This is a genomic window from Leptospira terpstrae serovar Hualin str. LT 11-33 = ATCC 700639, from assembly GCF_000332495.1.
Lineage (GTDB): Bacteria > Spirochaetota > Leptospiria > Leptospirales > Leptospiraceae > Leptospira_A > Leptospira_A terpstrae.
Genome location: NZ_AOGW02000010.1, coordinates 650,404 through 668,657 on the forward strand (window position 1 = coordinate 650,404; position 18,254 = coordinate 668,657).

18 protein-coding genes and 1 tRNA gene are annotated in these 18,254 nt (G+C 38.3%); 8 read left to right on the forward strand and 11 right to left on the reverse strand.

The window, feature by feature from the left end:
• Positions 1 to 4: 4 nt before the first annotated feature.
• Positions 5 to 81, reverse strand: a tRNA-Asp gene (locus LEP1GSC203_RS11505).
• 103 nt (positions 82 to 184) lie between these two features.
• On the opposite strand from LEP1GSC203_RS11505, the gene LEP1GSC203_RS11510 reads away from it, so the two are divergent.
• The gene (locus LEP1GSC203_RS11510) at positions 185 to 859 is read left to right on the forward strand and encodes a CDP-alcohol phosphatidyltransferase family protein (RefSeq protein WP_039937945.1); all 675 of its coding nucleotides are present in this window, start codon (positions 185 to 187) and stop codon (positions 857 to 859) included.
• A 137-nt stretch (positions 860 to 996) separates the two neighbouring features.
• Here LEP1GSC203_RS11510 and LEP1GSC203_RS11515 read toward each other — a convergent pair whose 3' ends face one another.
• From LEP1GSC203_RS11515 to LEP1GSC203_RS11525, 3 genes are all read right to left on the reverse strand, one after another.
• Entirely contained in the window at positions 997 to 1,302 is a 306-nt protein-coding gene (locus LEP1GSC203_RS11515; protein WP_039937792.1) for a hypothetical protein, read from the reverse strand.
• A gap of 246 nt (positions 1,303 to 1,548) precedes the next feature.
• Positions 1,549 to 3,402 carry a PP2C family protein-serine/threonine phosphatase gene (locus tag LEP1GSC203_RS11520; RefSeq protein ID WP_002973586.1) on the reverse strand — a complete coding sequence of 618 codons (1,854 nt, stop codon included), beginning with the start codon at positions 3,400 to 3,402 and terminating at the stop codon, positions 1,549 to 1,551.
• Between the two features lie 170 nt (positions 3,403 to 3,572).
• Positions 3,573 to 4,238 carry a TetR/AcrR family transcriptional regulator gene (locus LEP1GSC203_RS11525; protein ID WP_039937794.1) on the reverse strand — a complete coding sequence of 222 codons (666 nt, stop codon included), beginning with the start codon at positions 4,236 to 4,238 and terminating at the stop codon, positions 3,573 to 3,575.
• A 150-nt stretch (positions 4,239 to 4,388) separates the two neighbouring features.
• Here LEP1GSC203_RS11525 and LEP1GSC203_RS11530 point away from each other — a divergent pair, with 150 nt between their 5' ends.
• Positions 4,389 to 5,033 (forward strand): class II aldolase/adducin family protein, encoded by a 645-nt coding sequence (locus tag LEP1GSC203_RS11530; RefSeq protein ID WP_002973835.1) that lies wholly within the window; start codon positions 4,389 to 4,391, stop codon positions 5,031 to 5,033.
• 27 nt (positions 5,034 to 5,060) lie between these two features.
• Positions 5,061 to 5,792, forward strand: coding sequence for a class II aldolase/adducin family protein (locus LEP1GSC203_RS11535; protein WP_002973933.1), 732 nt, complete (start codon positions 5,061 to 5,063; stop codon positions 5,790 to 5,792).
• 38 nt (positions 5,793 to 5,830) lie between these two features.
• Here the strand turns inward: LEP1GSC203_RS11535 and LEP1GSC203_RS11540 are convergent, their stop codons facing one another.
• From LEP1GSC203_RS11540 to LEP1GSC203_RS11555, 4 genes are all read right to left on the reverse strand, one after another.
• The gene (locus tag LEP1GSC203_RS11540) at positions 5,831 to 6,319 is read right to left on the reverse strand and encodes a GyrI-like domain-containing protein (RefSeq protein ID WP_002974076.1); all 489 of its coding nucleotides are present in this window, start codon (positions 6,317 to 6,319) and stop codon (positions 5,831 to 5,833) included.
• Between the two features lie 130 nt (positions 6,320 to 6,449).
• Positions 6,450 to 7,310 carry an AraC family transcriptional regulator gene (locus LEP1GSC203_RS11545; RefSeq protein ID WP_002974430.1) on the reverse strand — a complete coding sequence of 287 codons (861 nt, stop codon included), beginning with the start codon at positions 7,308 to 7,310 and terminating at the stop codon, positions 6,450 to 6,452.
• Between the two features lie 34 nt (positions 7,311 to 7,344).
• A complete protein-coding gene (locus tag LEP1GSC203_RS11550; RefSeq protein ID WP_039937796.1) occupies positions 7,345 to 8,337 on the reverse strand; it encodes an HD domain-containing phosphohydrolase in 993 nt (330 codons plus the stop codon).
• 5 nt (positions 8,338 to 8,342) lie between these two features.
• A complete protein-coding gene (locus tag LEP1GSC203_RS11555) occupies positions 8,343 to 11,687 on the reverse strand; it encodes an MHYT domain-containing protein (protein ID WP_002973689.1) in 3,345 nt (1,114 codons plus the stop codon).
• 388 nt (positions 11,688 to 12,075) lie between these two features.
• Between LEP1GSC203_RS11555 and LEP1GSC203_RS11560 the strand changes: the two genes are divergently transcribed.
• Complete coding sequence (locus LEP1GSC203_RS11560; RefSeq protein WP_002974452.1) at positions 12,076 to 12,828, forward strand: SDR family NAD(P)-dependent oxidoreductase; 753 nt, start codon at positions 12,076 to 12,078, stop codon at positions 12,826 to 12,828.
• A 16-nt stretch (positions 12,829 to 12,844) separates the two neighbouring features.
• Here the strand turns inward: LEP1GSC203_RS11560 and LEP1GSC203_RS11565 are convergent, their stop codons facing one another.
• The 3 genes from LEP1GSC203_RS11565 to LEP1GSC203_RS11575 form a co-directional block, all read right to left on the reverse strand.
• On the reverse strand, positions 12,845 to 13,465 hold the full coding sequence (locus tag LEP1GSC203_RS11565; protein ID WP_002974433.1) for a hypothetical protein: 621 nt from the start codon (positions 13,463 to 13,465) through the stop codon (positions 12,845 to 12,847).
• The gene (locus LEP1GSC203_RS11570) at positions 13,452 to 13,886 is read right to left on the reverse strand and encodes a hypothetical protein (RefSeq protein WP_002973611.1); all 435 of its coding nucleotides are present in this window, start codon (positions 13,884 to 13,886) and stop codon (positions 13,452 to 13,454) included. Before LEP1GSC203_RS11570 ends, LEP1GSC203_RS11565 begins: the two co-directional genes overlap by 14 nt.
• A gap of 328 nt (positions 13,887 to 14,214) precedes the next feature.
• On the reverse strand, positions 14,215 to 15,075 hold the full coding sequence (locus tag LEP1GSC203_RS11575; RefSeq protein ID WP_002973730.1) for a flagellar hook-basal body protein: 861 nt from the start codon (positions 15,073 to 15,075) through the stop codon (positions 14,215 to 14,217).
• 112 nt (positions 15,076 to 15,187) lie between these two features.
• Between LEP1GSC203_RS11575 and LEP1GSC203_RS11580 the strand changes: the two genes are divergently transcribed.
• From LEP1GSC203_RS11580 to LEP1GSC203_RS11595, 4 genes are read left to right on the forward strand one after another with little or no spacing between them, the layout of a single operon-like run.
• Positions 15,188 to 15,556: an RNA recognition motif domain-containing protein gene (locus LEP1GSC203_RS11580; protein ID WP_002974025.1), complete on the forward strand. Its 369-nt coding sequence runs from the start codon at positions 15,188 to 15,190 to the stop codon at positions 15,554 to 15,556.
• Entirely contained in the window at positions 15,557 to 16,759 is a 1,203-nt protein-coding gene (locus tag LEP1GSC203_RS11585) for an ATP-grasp domain-containing protein (RefSeq protein WP_002973962.1), read from the forward strand.
• On the forward strand, positions 16,756 to 17,367 hold the full coding sequence (locus LEP1GSC203_RS11590; protein WP_002974155.1) for a class I SAM-dependent methyltransferase: 612 nt from the start codon (positions 16,756 to 16,758) through the stop codon (positions 17,365 to 17,367). The genes LEP1GSC203_RS11585 and LEP1GSC203_RS11590 overlap by 4 nt, the downstream gene beginning before the upstream one ends.
• Complete coding sequence (locus LEP1GSC203_RS11595) at positions 17,367 to 18,248, forward strand: class I SAM-dependent methyltransferase (protein WP_002974266.1); 882 nt, start codon at positions 17,367 to 17,369, stop codon at positions 18,246 to 18,248. The genes LEP1GSC203_RS11590 and LEP1GSC203_RS11595 overlap by 1 nt, the downstream gene beginning before the upstream one ends.
• The last annotated feature ends 6 nt before the right edge of the window (positions 18,249 to 18,254 follow it).

The window sequence follows — 18,254 nt, forward strand, 5'->3', positions numbered from 1 at the left end:
CCGATGGCGGAGTTGACGGGGCTCGAACCCGCGACATCCTGCGTGACAGGCAGGCACTCTGACCAACTGAGCTACAACTCCATCGGAATAAAAACCAAGGTATAGAAACGACTTCGAGAGTCAACACGGTTTTCATTTGTTTTCTTGCCTTTCGTTAGAATTTTTAGAATCTGGCATTGGTTCTATGCAAATCGAAGAAAAAAAAGCCAAAGACCTTTTCCAGGATCGAATCTTTACTCTATCCAATTTTTTATCTGTGTTCCGGGTATTGTTATTACCTTTTTTTTTCCAAAGTACTTTCGACTATGCACATAACCCAGCAAACCTTGCTGCTTTTTTTGCCTCCCTATTGTATGCATTGGCTGCAGTTTTCAGTGATTACCTTGATGGACTTTTTGCTCGCCTTCTCCACCAAGAAACTACCCTCGGCAGATACTTAGATCCGGTATGCGACAAGCTGGTCACCCTCGGTGGTCTTTTTGTCGTAACCATTCATTTTGATTTTCCGAGTTGGATCCTTATTGTCTATTTTATCCGTGAAGTTCTAGGAGTTTGGCTAGGTGGTTATTTGTATCTGAAAAGAGGACTGCAAGGAAGACCAAACTGGTGGGGAAAATTTGGAGTGGGGATTGTTGCTGTATCGGTGGTTTGGTATATGTCTTTGCCTTACTTTTTGCAGTTTGGCGCACCTTATGCTTTTTTACTCTATCCCGTGATCTCGGCCTATGTTTTACTTTTTGTCTTAACTGCCGGTGTTGTGGCCTATGTCATTCGCTATTGGAATATTGTGTTTCATCCAGAAGCCATCGAACTAGATCCAGAAAATAAAAAACAAGCTAGGAAATACCAAAAGATTTAATTGGAATTCTAATGAAAATAAAGTGCGGACTCGCTTGGGTTGGATTTGTTAGAGGAGGATTTTTGGGATAATAGAACGGTTCCCATTCCTGAAAGGAATTTCCAGGGGAGAAACGGAACCTATTACCCCAAACGTCGTTAACGTCTTTTTTTCTTTCTTGCGACTTTCTTCTTCGCTGCTTTTTTCTTAGCAGTTTTCTTTTTCGCAGGTCTCTTTTTAGTGACTGCTTTTTTAACTTTCTTCTTAGCCGCTTTCTTTTTCTTAGCTACTTTTTTCTTAGCCGCTTTCTTCTTTTTAGGAGCCGCTTTTTTAGCTTTTTTCTTCGCTGCTTTCTTTTTTGCCGCTTTTTTCTTCTTAGGAGCTGCTTTTTTAACCACTACTGCTACTTCCGGAGCAGGTTCTTCTTGAATCTGTGGAATTTCTATTGTTTCGTTTTCTTCCATACATGTAACCTTATGAAGATAGTATCAAATCTTCCTTCTTGGTACGATAACAAAGCGAGGATTATTAAAAGTAAATTCATTTTTGTTTTGTATGATAGTACATGACTAATTTCTTGGAAAATGATTCTATTTTATCGATATTTGTTTACCAAAGATCGATTCACCACCCATAAATCGAGTGAACTAATCCACCTAACCCTTAAGATACGATTTCACCAAAGGGTTTAGGACACTTTCCTTAAGACACTAATGATTGTTTTGCAAACGATGGATTTCTTTTTGGTATTCTTCGGCTCTTTCTGGACGTTTTGACTTTTTATAAAGACGGACAAGGATTTTGATCACAGGAATTACGTCAGGTTTACGACTATAAATTCGCTCTGCCATATCGATTGCTTCTTCAATCAAACTAGCTTTGGCATATTGTATAGCGCCATCTAGGATCATTTGGAGACCAGATGGGTGATTGTTAGAAAAGTTCTCTGCGGCACGTCCAGCCTCCGCTGGTTTTTCCAATTTACGATACACTCGGTACAATAATTTCCATACGGCAGGGTCGGAAGCATACAAATCAGCGTAGGTGGTAAGAAGAGTCAGAGCTTCAAAGTCATTGTTTTTCTTAAGGAGTCGGATCGGTTCTTCCAAATTCATTTCTCTAGTTTTTGCATCCACATGTGTTTGGGGATGGAACCGAATGCTGAGTAAGGAGAGATCATCGGTTAATTCCCCAATTTTTTGGAGGCGAAGTCCTAATCGTTCAATATCACCTTCACTTTCTTCGACTTGCTTTAATATCGAAGTATGATCTACGTTAATCACACGATTGTCAGTGGCATCCATTCCCATACCCAGATCGTCTCGCCCATCAGAGCCAATGATAATCGTGTCTCCAGGGCGAATCCAACAAGTTTCAATCCGAGCCTTGTCTTTTTGCATTCCTAATTTAAAGTTAGTGGCTTCTTCTGATAAAAAGTTAGCCTTTCCTTCACGGAATCGAATGGGAAAAGGATGTTCTGCATTGATATAGTATAAAAATCCATTTTCCTCATCTACCAAACCCAAAAGAAGAGACATGGACATAGATCCATCAAAACCTTCGAAGACATCATTGAGATCATTGAGTGCTGTATGTAACCATCTTTCTGGAAAGTATCCAGAAAGAATTCCTTCTCTATGCGTCCGTTCAATGAGAGCCCGAAAGGCAGTTCCAAAAACAAGAACTCCCCCTGCCCCCTGCATGGATTTCCCCATGGCATCTCCGTTGGCAAATACACAATAACTTCGACCCCTTAAAACAATTTGATCCGCTACACAAATATCACCACCGAGTTCATATTCTTTGTTTTTGAATTGGAATGCTTTTTTCTGTTTGATATAGGATTGGAAATGCACCGATTGGGAACGAATACGAATTCCCGAAAGTGGACGAGTGAGCAGAGAGGTTAAATAGTAATCTCCATCTTGTTGGTATTTCAAACGACTTACTTCTCCAATGGCATCTTCGTAAGATCGGTTGAGGGTGCGTAACATAAGTCCCAGTAAAAATAAAATAGAAATCCCAGTGATAAGAAAGTCCTCACTCCTTGCTTTCTCAGAGGAATAATCAAAAAACCACTCAGGATGCATTCCTTGGATGGTATTGACAGCAAAAAGTGCTCCTACAAAAAATACGATGGCCAACCAATCAAACTTTTTTCCAAGAATGAGCATATTCAAAACCAAGATGGGAGCAAGTAACATCACGTTGGCACTTACGATTCCACCACTGTATTGAATTTGTAAGAAGGAGGTTAAGGAACTGATGATAAAAGTTGGAAGGATTAGAACTTGAAATTGGTGTTGGAACCGGGCCAAATAATAAAAAATACATGCAAATCCAAAAGCTACCCATAAGGCAATCAGTCCTCCGATTTCAAAACCCTCTCGAAAAAACTCTGAAGTAAGCCCCACTCCCATGGCAACAATACCAGCAAGTAAGGTTCCATTCAAAATTCTGTGCCGCATCACAAAACCTTCGGTCGGACCTAAAACAAAAGAAACAAACAGAGACAAAACCTTTTGGAACTTACGTAGAAAAACAGCAAAGTTTGTTACTAACATTTTCGATCTCCCTTTTCGCAAATGACCAGAAGTGTTGGATTCTCGATGGGAATGGAATTCCCAAGATACATTTTTAGCACTTTTGATGTAAGGGGTAAACTGACAAAAAAACCGACAATTGTCGATTATTTTTTGTGGGTTGATTTTTCTTTTCTTAGGAGGACAGAAATCTATTTTCTATATTTTAAAAATTCGGGAAGGTAGGATCGTAAGTATGCTACTGCTGCCCTTGCGGCTTCACTGACCATTTCTTCGGTGATCTCACCTTGTTCTCGAAAGGAATACCGAAAGACAGAATCAATGAGTGATACGGCAATGCCCACCTTACGAGCTGCCTCCGGTAAATCCGGTAGAAGAAAACGTTCTTCCACTTGGGACAAAGCCAATTTTGCAATGGATGAATCTAAATCCTTCCCTACATCTTTTGTCTCTTCGTTGCGAACTCCATACACCACTCGCATGAGTGCCTTATCTTCTCGCACTACGGAAGCCGCTTCTCTTGCAAGAAAATGTACATAGTCTTGCCATGTTTCAAATTCAGATGTATCTACTTTTTCTAATCTATTTGAAACCAATTCAGAATGTACAAGACGAAGGCCAAGATACATGGCTCCCATATTGGGAAAAAAATGATACGCAGATGCCCTCGGAATTTTGGCTCTTTCACAAACCTTAGCGAAGGTGACTGAAGAGGGATCCTCTTCCTTAAGAAGTTCTCTGAGGGATTGGACTAAAACTGTCCGTCGATTTGGATCCTTCCCTCTATCCTCATCGACAGGGTGTCGTAAGGATTTATTTGCTTTCCCTCCAGTTTGTTTTCGATTAGAATTTCGCATCCAACTCGACAAAAGCCGAGTTTTATCCTGGTTTCAAGCATATTATAGCTAAAATGATAAAAAATTGTCGACAAATGCCCATGGAATCATAGTTTACAATCGACAGATGTCGGGTTTTAATAATCCAACTTTGGGGAAGGGAGAGAACGGATGAAAGATTCAAAAAAAGATACAGTGAAAAAGTCCATGTTAGCCGCCTGTATCAAGTTAGCTGATTTGGGTTTTTTAGCGGGAGTTGGTGGGAATTTAGCCGTTCGAATCAATTCTGAACTTATGGCAGTTACCCCTTCTGCTACTGATTATTATACAATGAAACCGGACGATCTTTGTATCTTACAAATCAAAGATTTAAAAATGGTAGAGGGCACCAAACAACCAACAACGGAAAGCGGACTCCATGCAGCATTTTTTAAATTGAGACCTGAAATTGAAGTCAGTTTACACACCCACCAACCACTTGCCAGTGCCGTCTCCCTCCTCGGTTTGGATATGGATATTGAGTCCATTGAAGGGAAAAAAAATATAGGTAATTTAATTCGGATCGTACCTTACGCACCTTCTGGAACTTCCTTTCTTGTTAGCGCATTTAAAAATAGGATTAGTAAAGATACCAATGGTTATCTACTCCGAAACCATGGATTTGTTTGTGGGGCTTTTACACTCGAACAAGCAATCGCCAATGTAAAGTTAGTGGAAAAGGAAGCGGCTCGTTTTTTACGAAAGAGAATCGAAAAAAATACTAACTTATCTTATATGCCAAACTCGGTGAAAGAACAATTACTATCAGCTCTATAAAACTTAATCTATAATAATTAGAATCCAATGAAAACAAAAACATATAAAAAAACAAATCCAAAACTAAAAACAAATTCCGATATAGTCGAGCTAAATCATTTATGGCACCGCCTAGATTCGAAAGGTCTATTCCAAAAACATAAAGCAGACCTTTCCTTTCGTCTTCCAGGAAAAGGAAGTTTTTTACTAATGCACCGTGGGGAAGGAAAACAAACAAAAGTAGAAACCACTGAGTATTTTATAGAGAATCCTACTTCCTTCCTAAAACTAAATTCTATACCTGAGGAAACACTGGCTATCATCCGGTTCCATGCAAGTTTTTATTCTTTAAGACCTGATGTAGGTGCGATTGTTTGTTTCCAACCTGTTTGGAGTTCCTTACTGAAAACACTCGACCACCCACTTCCCTTGGTCTTTGATGAACAGTGCCGTCAGCTCGGTGCCCCTGTAGAAATTTTACCAAAACGAATCGATGGCTCGATGGAAGCGGGTTCGATTGTCCAATCGGGAGCCAATGCTTTTCTCCAAGAGAATGGAGTTGTGATCACAAGTGTCACTCGTGACAAAGCCATTTACAATTGTGAGTTGATCGAAAAATGTTCTAAAGCCTATCTATTAGCCCACTCTACCGGAAGTCCTATCCGAAGGATTCCTTGGTGGGTTCGATTGATTGCCAAAAGTAGACTCAAGAAAGACGAAAAAAAAGCCAGTGCCGCTTATTTACGAGGCGAAACACCGACTGGGTTTAAAGCGTATTAACTGGATTTGATACGACCAATTCTACCTTTCTGAGGTTTCTAATGAATCCCTAAATAGATATCAAACTGTGAATGGTTTGGATCCTTTGCATTGGCACCATAGATTTCTAAATCGGCTTTGTAGGAACGATTCTTCTTATATTTCTCTTCCTTCCAAATGGTCTGCCAAGTTTCCATTCCAATCTCTGCAATCGGACCCCAAGGAGTAGGAACTTGGATGTAATCAGATGCTGGGATTGTAACTGAAGTTAGATGATGCCGAAGAACTCCGACAGAATGAACGGCAGCACCAATTAAGATTGAGTATTCCCCATTTTCATCGGATTCAAATTCTGTGTAGGTTGCCATAAATTCGTATGGATTGGTTCTATTTTGGATCTCGGAAAGAATTCCTTTTTCCCAAAACTGCTGCCATAGTCCTGCGATTTTTCCCTTTCCCTCCCTTTCCAGACGATTGGAAGTTCTAGCTTTGATCCCAACAAGGGTAATAGATTCTAAATGAATTTTGTTCTGAGTTGTGTTTTCCATACCACTATCCTAGCAGAATGGTTTGTGCCTTTCTTGACTATTTGTGCTTTTTATTGCGAAAGCCAAACGATTAGGCCAATGCATAGAAAATTTTCTTTTTAAAAGTTGTCTGGAATCACTGGCAATGGATTTACTTAATCGGGATATAGATTTCTGATTCTGGGTTTATTTCCTTTTGGAAGCGGTCATCAAATAAATCAAAATCATCACTGAACTCTCTTTCGTAACCTGTGTTAGGCATCCAGGTTCCATAAATATACTTCCAACCATTTAGGATATCATCGTTTTGATTTCCAGTAATTGTAAATACCATATATTTTGCAGGTTTCATCCGGTGAGTGACAAAACCTTTGGGAACAGAAACATCCGAACTCACTTGAGCCCCGATAATCACATCGAAGTTTTCCGCATAATCCCAGTTTGTATAGATACCCATAAGAGAATGTCCCATACGTTGGGGAATGGATTCCATATGTCCGCCACCGATAAATTCAGCCCAGAATTTCGGAATATCAATTTCATTTTGGCATCTTTGCATTGTAGTACGGAAAGGTTTTCCCATAAGTATGAATTCATTTTTCGTTATGATTTGGGTTTTAATGCGAGAACCATCGACGCGAATCCCATCACGTAAAGAATCAATTTCCAATTTAGAAAAATTTCTATGTTCTGAATGTTTTCTGTAATCAGATGGGTTCAAACCATATTCTGAACGAAAGGCACGTAAAAAAGATTCAGGAGTGGTATAATGGTATTTTAGAGCAATATCGATAATTTTCTCTTTTCCAAGGATCAAATCATTTCCAGCTTCGTTTAGTCTTCGTTTCTTTAAATAAGTATAAACTGAGTAACCGGTAACATAACGAAATATTCTTTGAAAATGCCATCTGGATTGGAATGCATTTTTAGAAATATCCTCCACTCCAATGTCATCTCGTAAATGTTTTTCGATAAAATTGACAGCTAGTTTGATATGATCGTAGTAATCCATGGAATAAGGATGGTAAGAAGAACTTTGTCTAGACTTAAGTTCCTATTTCTTCTGGCCATTGGTTTTTAATTTCAAGAATCTTTGGTAAAACAGAAATGAATTTTTCAACAAGGATTGGATCAAAATGGGTTCCTGATTCTTTTTTTAAAAACTCTATGGCCACATCCACTTCCCAAGCTTTTTTATATGGCCTGACTGTGGTCAATGCATCAAATACATCGGCGATAGCAATGATTCTACCTTCTAAAGGAATCCCTTCTCCTTTTAATTGAAAAGGATACCCTGTTCCATCAAATTTTTCATGATGGGTAATGGCAATGGACTTGGCTAATTTTAATAAACTAGAGTTATGATCTCCAATGATTTCAGCACCAATCTGAGGATGGCGTTTCATAATTTCCCATTCTTCGGGTGTGAGTTTCCCAGGTTTTTGGATGATATGATCAGGAATACCGATTTTTCCCACATCGTGCATGGGAGCTGCATTTAATATTTCTTCCGCTGCTTCTGAAGAATATCCAAAAGCTAAAGCAAGGGTTTGGGAATAATGACTCATACGAATCACATGCATTCCCGTTTCATTGTCTTTGTATTCGGAAGCCATACCGAGTCTCTGGACAATTTGTAACCGAGTTGCCTTCACTTCATTTACGTTAACTAATGATAATTGGTTTTTGATTCTTGCTTTTACAATGGGAGGACTTACAGGTTTGATAATATAATCAACTGCTCCTAACTGGAACCCTTTTTCTTCATCACCTACTTCGGTAAGTGCCGTCACAAAGATCACTGGAATGTATTTTGTTTTTTCATTGGACTTAAGCACTTTACAAACTTCATGGCCTGTCATTTCAGGCATCATTACATCGAGTAATACAAGTTCAGGTTCCTCTGAGATTGCCAGTTCAATTCCCTTGGCACCATCTTTAGCAAACAAAAGATGATAGTCATTTTGCAAAATTTCATTCAGAATTTGTAAGTTAGTTGGTTCATCATCCACAATTAGGACTTTTGGTTTAGCATTCATTTTCACTACTGCTCTTCCTTAATTTGAATTTTTAAATCGTTTAACAGTTTTATCGAATTCTCAAAGTCAAACTGTTGGATCGATGATTCCATTCCAAAAATAAGATTCAAAAATTTCGTTTCCGATAGTAGATTAGATAAAACATTCCACTCCTTTTGGTCTAAGGAACCTTTGGAAAATGATTCTGTTAAAACACCGATAGATTTCAGAATGTCAATTTTTTCGGATTCTAATAGGACTTTGGTTTGAGTCTGAATCACTTCCTCTTTCGCTATTTTTCTTCCAAATTCTTTTAAAAACTGGCCATAACTTTCCCGAAATGCCTCTTGCAGACTTTCAAAATCTGCTTGGGTCAGTTTTCCATTCTGCAATTTGTTTTCCAAACCATTGGAAATTTCCGAAAGTAGAACCACTCCTAAGTTAGACGAAACACCTTTGATTTTATGTAAAAAAGCCTGTTCTCCGGAAGGGTTCCCCAAATGAATCAAACTTTCCTCAATCTCAAATTGGAAATCCCGGAAAAAACCATCTAACATCGAAACATATTTTTCTAAGGATCCAAAAAGAGAAATTCCTCTTTGGGTTTGAAAAGCTTCTTTCGGATTCACTTTCGTATTCATGGGAACCGATTTTACCAAACTGCCTTGGATCAACTTTTTAATTTCAAAAAATAAATCGTGGATATCAATGGGCTTTGATACAAACCCATCCATTCCAGCATTTTTTGCAGAAACTTTATCTTCTTCAAACACACTGGCTGACAAAGCTATGATAGGTGTACGGATACTACTGCTTTTTTCATAATCACGAATTTGACGAGTGGCTTCTAAACCATCCATCTCAGGCATTTGGATATCCATTAATACTAAATCAAATTTTTTAGACTTAAAAAACTCCAACGCCTCCCTTCCATTTTTGGCAATTTCCACCTTGTGTCCGTTAGATGTCATTAATAGTTCAATGAGCTCGACGTTCTGTTTGACGTCATCCACGATCAGTATATCCATACTCGGCAAATCAAATTGAATTTTTTCATTGAACTCTAAAATGGGATTCCCTTTTTCCAGAGGAAGGGATACATAAAAATGAGTACCAGCACCAAGTTCACTTTCTACCCAAATCTTTCCTTTCATAAGTTCTACTAATTGTTTGGAGATCGTAGTCCCAAGTCCTGTCCCACCAAACTTACGACTCATGGAAACATCCGCTTGTGTGAATGGATCAAAAATTTTTTCTAACCTATCAGGAGCAATGCCTATCCCACTATCTTGAATATGAAAAAGAACCTCTTCTTCTTTTGTTGTGATACTGAGTTGGATAAAACCTTCTTTTGTAAATTTAATTGCATTTCCAAGTAAGTTGGTTAAAATTTGTCGGATGCGAAGACTGTCTCCTTTGTAGTATTCTTCTAGATTTTCTGCTAGAGAATACTGAAACTGTAATCCCTTTCTTTTTGCCTCGATTCCCATGGCAGAACATACTTGATCTACAAGTGAGAGTAAAGAAAAATCTATGATTTCAAGTTCTACTGCACCACGATCCAATTTTGCTGAATTCAGTACATCATTCAGTAACCGTAACAAAGATTTTGCGGAATTCTTAACAGTTTCTAATTGTTTTTTCTGATTTCCATACAACTCCCCCGCTAACAATACTTCGGTAAATCCAATGATAGCATTCATAGGAGTTCTGATTTCATGGCTCATGTTAGCTAAAAATGTAGTTTTAGTGATGGCTGCCATCTCCGCCTTTTCCTTGGATTCAATCAGTGCTTCTTCAATCATCCTCCTATCCGTGTTGTCTAAAATCACACCATCCAAAAATTTAACTTTTTTTTCTTCATCGAAAACAAGGCCACCGTATTCTAAAACCCAACGAATTTCCCCTGATTTTTGAATGATTCGATAATTCAAAACAAATGTATCGGTAGTATCGATTGCATTTTGAATGATATTAGAAACATGAATCCGGTCTTCTGGGTGGATGATTTCTGAAAAAGTTCTTTTGCGATTCGGTTCCAAAAAATCACTGGAAGGATAACCCGATAAACTTTGTATCGAATCACTCATAAACACTGTAGTCCAATACTCATCCACCAAACATCTGTAAACTACTCCCGGAATATTTTGAATGAAAGATTGCATTTGTTCTTCATTTGATTTTAATGCTTTTTCAATAATGACTCTTTCCGTTATATCACTGATCAATCCTACAAAAATGTCGTCTTGCGGGAGTTTTGTGTGTCCAATAGCCAATCGAATGGGAAAAATGGATCCGTCTTTTCTTATCGCTTCTGTTTCTCTACCTACTCCAATGATTTTTGCGTTTCCTGTTTTTAGATAATTAGAAAGATACCCATCATGTTCGGATTGATAAGGATTCGGCATTAAGATATTCACATTCTTTCCAATGATTTCCTTTGCTTTCCAACCAAACATTTTTTCAGCAGTAATATTAAATTCCTGCACAATACCTTTTGTGTTGATCATTACAATGGCATCAGCGGCAGTTTCAATGATAGCTCGAAGCCTCGATTCACTTTTTTGTAGATTTTGGAAGAGATCTTTATAACTAATAAATGCGATGGTCGCCACAGCTGAGCCAATGACAAAAATGCTTCCAATACTAACAAGAAATGCTAAAAATAATTGGTCAGGATTAGAAGACTCGAGTATCTGATTCCTTTCTGTGACAAATCGAGCCGCCGCCATTCCGGTATAGTGCATTCCCGATATCGCACTCCCCATTACAACGCCACTAACAAGAGTTAAATAGATATTTTTGATTTTTAAATTTCTTTTTTTTAGCCGAAATTGAATGAAAATTGATAAAATAGCCAAGGATATGGCAACTACAAGTGAAACAGAAAAAAGTAATGGATCATACATTAACTTTGGTCGCATTTCCATAGCAGCCATTCCCATATAATGCATAAAGCCGATTCCAGAACCTACAATCACTCCAACAGAGATTAGTTCCTTTCTACTGATTTCTTTTTTGTTTAAAGAAACCAAGGCAAAGTAAGAGGCGAAAAAACTAGGCAGAATGGAAAGTATCGTAATGGATTTATTGTATGTGACTTTTGTACAGAGTTCAAAAGACATCATTCCAATAAAGTGCATTGACCAAACCGCACCACCCATCGATAAACTGGAAGTGAATAGAATTGCTAACCGAGAATACCGATTCTCCACATTCGAGAAACGATTCAGCATGTATAAGGAAATCCAAGAAGCAAAAATTGATATAAAAACAGAAAGACTGACTAACCAATAATTATAAGAGCCTTCTACAAAATACGTTTGGCTTGAATCAAAGATAAAAAAATGTTTTAGAATTTCGAATCCCACTGTTTTACTGACACCGACTTTCTCCTATGATTCATCATAAGAAAATATGGATACTAGCAAATTAGATATATTCTAAATTCTATAGATAAGCATTCGTACTAGCCCTAAACGAAATCGCTTTGATCGGGATAGATAGAATCAATTGTGGCAATTTTTGCCATTCCAATCGAACAGGAATCCATTGTAAGAATTTTTATTAAAGATTCAAACCCTACAGGTTTGATTTTCAATTTTATAATATTTTAATTCCAACTCTTACATTTAGACCAATTGGTTCACCAAGGTTTTACTTTGATACAGTAGACCGATCAGTCTTTACTTGATAAGAAAGAATCATAAACTTTGGGATTTTACTTGCACCACTTGCCTTAAATCAAAAAGGTTTGGTATGGAAAAAAACTTAAAAAACAAAAATGCCATCGTGACCGGTGGTGCACTTGGGATAGGTAGAGAAACATCTCTACTTCTTGCCAAAAAAGGAGCCCATGTCATAGTATCAGATATCAATTCAGCAGAAGGAAACCGTGTGGTTTCAGAAATCAATGACCTAGGTGGTTCTTCAGAATTTATCAAATGTGATGTCACCATAGAAGACGAAATTATCGCGTTAGTAGATGGACTCAAAGTCAATAACAAACGATTAGACATTATGGTAAATAACGCAGGCATAGCCAATAAACCCACCTTTATGCATAAAGTCACAACAGAAGTTTGGAACCGATTGATTTTAATGGATTTAACTAGTGTCTTTTGGTCTCAGAAATATGCCACAAAACTCATGCTAAGTGATCGCCTTGGTGGTTCCATTATCAATGTGGCATCAATTGCAGGACTAGGTGCCTCCCCTTCTCTTGGTCCTTATTGTGTTGCCAAAGCCGGTGTGATTGAGCTCACAACGACTGGAGCCTTGGAAGTAGCTAGATTCGGTGTTCGGATCAATGCCGTTTGTCCAGGTTGGACAGAAACTGCCATCCTTGATGTAGCCGGCGAAAGAGGAAAGGATGCTATGGAAAAAAATATTCCTATGGGAAGGCTTGGAAAACCAGCAGAAGTAGCTAACTTAATAGCATTTTTAGCATCCGATGAATCTAGTTTTATTACGGGTTCTGTATATCGTGTGGATGGGGGAACAAGGAGTTGAGGCGGATCAGTGAAATTTATTTACACATATCAGAGAAAATGTCATTAGGCGTATCGATGATTTTGGAAGTATAGGAATCGTTTTTGATATCTACTTCGATATATACAGATTGGTTGGCTTCGACAGTAAAAAATTGATAAACATAGAAATTATCATAATGAGGCAATTCGAAATCGCGTCGATTATCATACATTGAAAATTCGTAAATATATTCTCCTTTGGGTATTGGAAAATAATTATTACAAAACTCAATTATCGAATTTTGTCGATGCAAATTTTTACTTACTTTATAATATGAAGATTTATTAATAGAAGAATATGGAATTACAGAATTGCGGATTGGGTAATCCCAATAACGCATCCTCAACCAAAATCGATTTTTACCAAAAACAAAATTGTATGAATAACTATTTGATTCATTCCCGAATTTTTCTCCCAAGACATTTACAATAAAATAATTATTTTGATGATCTGGAACAGGTACTGCTTTAAAAATGTATTCACTTTTACCTTTCAACAAAGGACTGGTAGCGATATTTAACAAGCTAACAACAGGATCTGCTTGAGTAACAGATAGTATATGAAAATCTAAAAAAAATAATAATAGAAGTAGAAAAATACACTTAAATTTCAACATACAGTCCACCTGATTTTGATTTTTTTTTGATGATAAATTTTTGTTTTTTGTCTTTTGTAAAAAAAAACGAATATGCCTTTTCCATCTCGTCTTTACGATACCGGATACGAATTGTCTGATTTCTACACGGGATTTTATGGGAAAAGCCACCTTTAGGATCAATATGAAAAGGCAATCTATATTCAGAATCAGGATCAGTGTGAACACTTAATTCATCTAGCAACTTTTCTTCAACATCGAAAACGTTTGTTCGATCCAATATAATTGAAATTGATGTTATATTTTCCAAAGCTCCAGAAATGGCTAGTGGACAGAGTTTTTTGGCTAAATAAGGATGATAAGTTAATTGAATCGTATGAGTTGTATCACAGTTGCCGATATGGAGAAATAATAAACTCAACCAAAGAAATCGAAAATACATACCACCTCCTTGATATTAAAAATCCAATAGTTTCATTCAATTTCTTAAACTATATGGAACAAAAAGCATGATCGAAAAAACCACTAACGTTCGCTATTTTCTTATCATTTTAAATAAAAATAAGAATTTAATAATATGAAACAATAATTAAAGAGAAACGAGAGGGAATAATAATATTAAAATTTAATGACAGGCGATGAAGTTAGATTTCAGCCTATCTTAGATTCCCGTGAAAGGGATGTGCAGGGCTTGGTCTGACGGATGTCAGACGGGAGCGTTAGCGCACCCCGGAACAGCCCGACCCCGAAATTCTTTCGGGGGTTCACCCTTAACGCATTACTTCAAATAGTCGACCGAGTAAACTATCTTGGGTTTGCATGGTTTTAGAATTGGCTTCGTAAGCGCGGTTGACTTCAATCATATCCACCATTTCCGTCACAACAGAAACGTTTGAGGCTTCTAAATATCCTTGCATGACTTGTGGGGCAAGAAGAGTGGGAAACTTGGTGGGTTCTCCCGATTCGGGAGTGTCGGAATAAAACGAGTCCCCTTCTTTGTCGAGGTGGCGAGGATTTTCTACGGTTCGGATTTTTAAGGTATCGAGAAGGACTGGATCTTCAAATCGGTTTTCACTAAAGTTAGTTCCATCTTTCGGTGCGGTTCCGAGTTTTGCGTTGATATAGATCTCTCCATTTTCTTTCACAAGAAAATTTCCTTGGTTCACTTGGATGGGACCTTTTTCTCCAAGAAGAGGAAATCCTTGGGGAGTGACTACAAATCCATTTTTATCTAATACAAAACTTCCACTTCGAGTGAGGCGTTCGCCTCGGTTAGTAAGAACAGTAAAGAAGGCAGGTTTTTCCATACCGGGTTGGTCTTGGACCATCAAGTCAAAGATATTGTCTGTTTTTTTCACAGAGCCTTGGTCGAAACGAGTGTACACTTCATTCACTTCAGCACCAAACCCGAGTTTCCCGACCACAGGTGAGGTATCAAAAGATCCCATAGGCGTTTTTCCAATTCCATCTTCTGAATAACGATGCAGTAACATTTCAGGAAAGGTTTTGAAAACGGTTGTATCTTTTTTGAATGCAGTTTTATCCACATTGGCCAAATTGTTGGCGATCACATCCATTCTTACTTGTTGGGAAATCATCCCGTTGGCGCCTGTATAGAGTCCTCGTAACATACCTTTCCTACCTATCATTTCTTTCGGTCAGAACACGAGATTCCCTAAGAGAAAATGCGACATAGTCAAAAAAGAGTTGAAGTTTTGATGAAAATTCAGGAAAAAGAAGGACATGAAGTTATCCATCGGAAATCTCCCCCAGTCGCTTACTGACGAAGCCCTCGAAAAACTTCTTTCGGCCCATGGAAAAGTGGATCACCTCCAAATCAAACGGGACAAAATCACCAAGGTTTCCTTGGGATATGGTACCGCAGAAATGGCAGATGCCGATGCTACGAAAGCAATCGCTGCCCTAAACGGAAAAGAAGTAGAAGGGAAAAAATTGGTTCTAGTGAACCAAGAAGAGCTTACCAAATCGCAAAACGATGCTGCCAAGAAAAAAGGAAGTCCCGCTGTAGCCAAACCAACGTTTGGTAGAAACCAAACCTCTGGTGGTGGAAACACAGGTGTCCAAAGGAGAGGCGGTTCTCGCGGTTCTTAGATGAAACAACTGACCGGCAGTTACCTCTCCATTGGAGCCGGAGAGAACCAAATCCCCCTGATCCGGGCAGCAAAAGCCAGAGGACTCAAAGTCATCTCGGTGGACACAAACCCCCAGGCTCCGGGTCTTGTGGAATCAGATATTAAAATATTAGAATCTACTCATGAATATAGAAAAATTCTACATTCTATGAGTAAAGTCCCTCTCCCCTTCACACTTTTAGGAGTGGGTTCTCGATCTTATGGCAAAGCAGTATATACAGTTTCTTATTTAGCTGAAAAATTAAAACTTCGCGGGAATCCTCGTGATACTGTGAATCTTTTTCTCGACAAAGAAAGATTTAAAAACTCCGTTCAAAAGTATGGAATCCCGGTTCCCCTTTCTTTGCAGTCCAATTTACAAACGAAAGCCAAAGAAAAAAAAATCGAAATCACATTTCCACTCATCGCCAAACCCAAAGAAGGTTCTGGGAAAAAAGGAATTTTGGTTTTGGAGTCAGAGGCTGAATTTAAAAAGTTTAGTCGATTAAAAACCAGTGAAAGTTTTTTATTAGAACCATTCATCCCAGGAGAGGAAGTGACGGTTCTTGGTTTTGTGATCGCCAGACGTTTTTATTTGATCTCTCTCACTGACAAAATTACAACGGGAAAACCAAACTTTATCGAAGTGGCCCATGTCGCGCCGTCAAAACACATTGCAATGGCAGGAGAATTAAAAATGATCTGCCAGGCCATCGTTACTGCCACCAAACTAAAAACAGGTCCTTTTGTTGCCGAATTCAAAATTACAAAAAATAAAGAATGCCTTCTGATTGAATCTGCTCCAGAAGTGGGTGGCGAATTTTTAGCGGATGTGCTCATCCCGGAACATTATGGGTATCAGTATTTTAACGACCTACTCTCCGTTACGATTGGTGAAAAAACAAGACCAGGTTTTTTAAAAAAACCCAAAGACGGGGTCACAAAATCCGCGTTAGTGTTTACACTTCCCTCGGAACGCCAAAAGAAAATGGGAGAACCTACCACCTTACTTGCCAATGTCGGTGAGACTGTTTTTTTCCAGAAACAGTTGGTTCCCACTGGCGCTCTTCTGGATAAATTAGAGGGAAACCACAAAAGAACCCAAGTGTTTGGGATCACTACGAAATTAGACACAAACACCGAAGATTGGTTAGAATCTATTTTCACACGAATCAATTCATGAAAAATGTCTGGGATGAACACTATGAAAGACCAAAATCAAAACTGGCCTTTCCGGATGAAAATTTAGTCCGCCTCCTTTCTAGAATCCAACCAACCAATCGCAAAGCGCTCGACTTTGGTTGTGGTTCCGGCAGGCATTCTTACCTCTTGCAAAACGAAGGATACCTTGTTACCGCCTGTGATACTGCCAAAACTACTATAGATAGTTTAAACCAAAATCCATCTTCCATTCGTTGGATTTTTACCCCACCCGATACAAACCTTCCGTTTTCCCCGAGTGAATTTGGTCTGATTGTTAGTTGGGGTGTGTTTCATTACAATCAAAGAGAAGATGCAAAAAAATTACTTTCTTCTTTGTATTCCTCTTTGGATGAAGGAGGATACCTTTTGGGTTCTATTCGTGCGGAGGGAGATACCCATCTCGGTCTTTCCAAAGGAAAGATGAATTTGGTAGATCTTAGCGGAGGTTATGCGGAGACTTACTCACTCGAAGATTTAAAAAGTTTTCTTTCCATCTTTTCGAATGTATCCATTGGATATTCGGAACGAACCCCACTCGGTAAATTGGAAGATAGAATTTGCCACTGGTTTTTCCTTGCTTGTAAATAATGAACGAAAAAAATTCTTTGTTGGAAGAATGTCCACTCGATAAACTTTGTGACTGGCAACCATTATATACAACCACAGGAAAGTATTCTGGGTTATCCATTTTCGAATGCAAACATTGTAAACTCCAAACTCTCTATCCTAGGCGCAACCAAAAAGAATTATACGGTAAAGACTACTACCAAGGCAAAGCCGACTATACTTATATTGATGAAAGAGAAAATAAAAAATACTTTCAATATGTATGGAAAGCCCGAGTGCGTAACATTCAAAAGTATGTATCTTCCGGAAACTTCCTTGATATAGGTTCTTCTTTCGGCGGTTTTTTGGAGTCTGCGAGGGAGGAAGGTTTCCAAGTCCAAGGGGTGGAAATTTCAGAATATGCCTCTCGTTATGCGAATGAAAATGGAATTCCAACTTTTCAGGGAAGTTTATTAGATGCAATATTTCCAAACGACCATTTTAGCGTCATCACCATGGTGGAGGTGATTGAACATATAGAAGAACCGAACCATTTTTTTAAGGAACTTACCCGAATTCTAAAACCGGGAGGACTTCTCCTCCTACAAACTGCTAATTTTGATGGTTGGCAGGCAAAATCGGAAGGTTCCAATTATCACTACTACATGCCAGGCCATGTTTATTATTACTCAGACACCATCCTAAAAAAAATATTGACGAACCTTAATTTTAATCATTTTGTATCTTACTTCGGAGTGGATTTTCCTTTAGTAGCCAAACTTCAAAAATCAAGAGGTTCTTTCCAAAACTGGAAAGACTACTTCCAATGGATTCGTATTTCGTATTACCATTTTAAGTCAAAATGGAAAAGAAAAGGATTTCCCATCACTTCAAGTTACGTTTTGTACGCTTTTAAAAAATAGGTAAAC

Coding starts and splice junctions, on each gene's coding strand:
- LEP1GSC203_RS11595 (WP_002974266.1), top strand. CDS start 17,367: ATGAACGAAAAAAATTCTTTGTTGGAAGAATGTCCACTCGATAAACTT.
- LEP1GSC203_RS11560 (WP_002974452.1), top strand. CDS start 12,076: ATGGAAAAAAACTTAAAAAACAAAAATGCCATCGTGACCGGTGGTGCA.
- LEP1GSC203_RS11525 (WP_039937794.1), bottom strand. CDS start 4,238: ATGCGAAATTCTAATCGAAAACAAACTGGAGGGAAAGCAAATAAATCC.
- LEP1GSC203_RS11585 (WP_002973962.1), top strand. CDS start 15,557: ATGAAACAACTGACCGGCAGTTACCTCTCCATTGGAGCCGGAGAGAAC.
- LEP1GSC203_RS11580 (WP_002974025.1), top strand. CDS start 15,188: ATGAAGTTATCCATCGGAAATCTCCCCCAGTCGCTTACTGACGAAGCC.
- LEP1GSC203_RS11545 (WP_002974430.1), bottom strand. CDS start 7,310: ATGGATTACTACGATCATATCAAACTAGCTGTCAATTTTATCGAAAAA.
- LEP1GSC203_RS11515 (WP_039937792.1), bottom strand. CDS start 1,302: ATGGAAGAAAACGAAACAATAGAAATTCCACAGATTCAAGAAGAACCT.
- LEP1GSC203_RS11590 (WP_002974155.1), top strand. CDS start 16,756: ATGAAAAATGTCTGGGATGAACACTATGAAAGACCAAAATCAAAACTG.
- LEP1GSC203_RS11520 (WP_002973586.1), bottom strand. CDS start 3,402: ATGTTAGTAACAAACTTTGCTGTTTTTCTACGTAAGTTCCAAAAGGTT.
- LEP1GSC203_RS11535 (WP_002973933.1), top strand. CDS start 5,061: ATGAAAACAAAAACATATAAAAAAACAAATCCAAAACTAAAAACAAAT.
- LEP1GSC203_RS11575 (WP_002973730.1), bottom strand. CDS start 15,075: ATGTTACGAGGACTCTATACAGGCGCCAACGGGATGATTTCCCAACAA.
- LEP1GSC203_RS11540 (WP_002974076.1), bottom strand. CDS start 6,319: ATGGAAAACACAACTCAGAACAAAATTCATTTAGAATCTATTACCCTT.
- LEP1GSC203_RS11510 (WP_039937945.1), top strand. CDS start 185: ATGCAAATCGAAGAAAAAAAAGCCAAAGACCTTTTCCAGGATCGAATC.
- LEP1GSC203_RS11565 (WP_002974433.1), bottom strand. CDS start 13,465: ATGTTGAAATTTAAGTGTATTTTTCTACTTCTATTATTATTTTTTTTA.
- LEP1GSC203_RS11550 (WP_039937796.1), bottom strand. CDS start 8,337: ATGAATGCTAAACCAAAAGTCCTAATTGTGGATGATGAACCAACTAAC.
- LEP1GSC203_RS11570 (WP_002973611.1), bottom strand. CDS start 13,886: ATGTATTTTCGATTTCTTTGGTTGAGTTTATTATTTCTCCATATCGGC.
- LEP1GSC203_RS11530 (WP_002973835.1), top strand. CDS start 4,389: ATGAAAGATTCAAAAAAAGATACAGTGAAAAAGTCCATGTTAGCCGCC.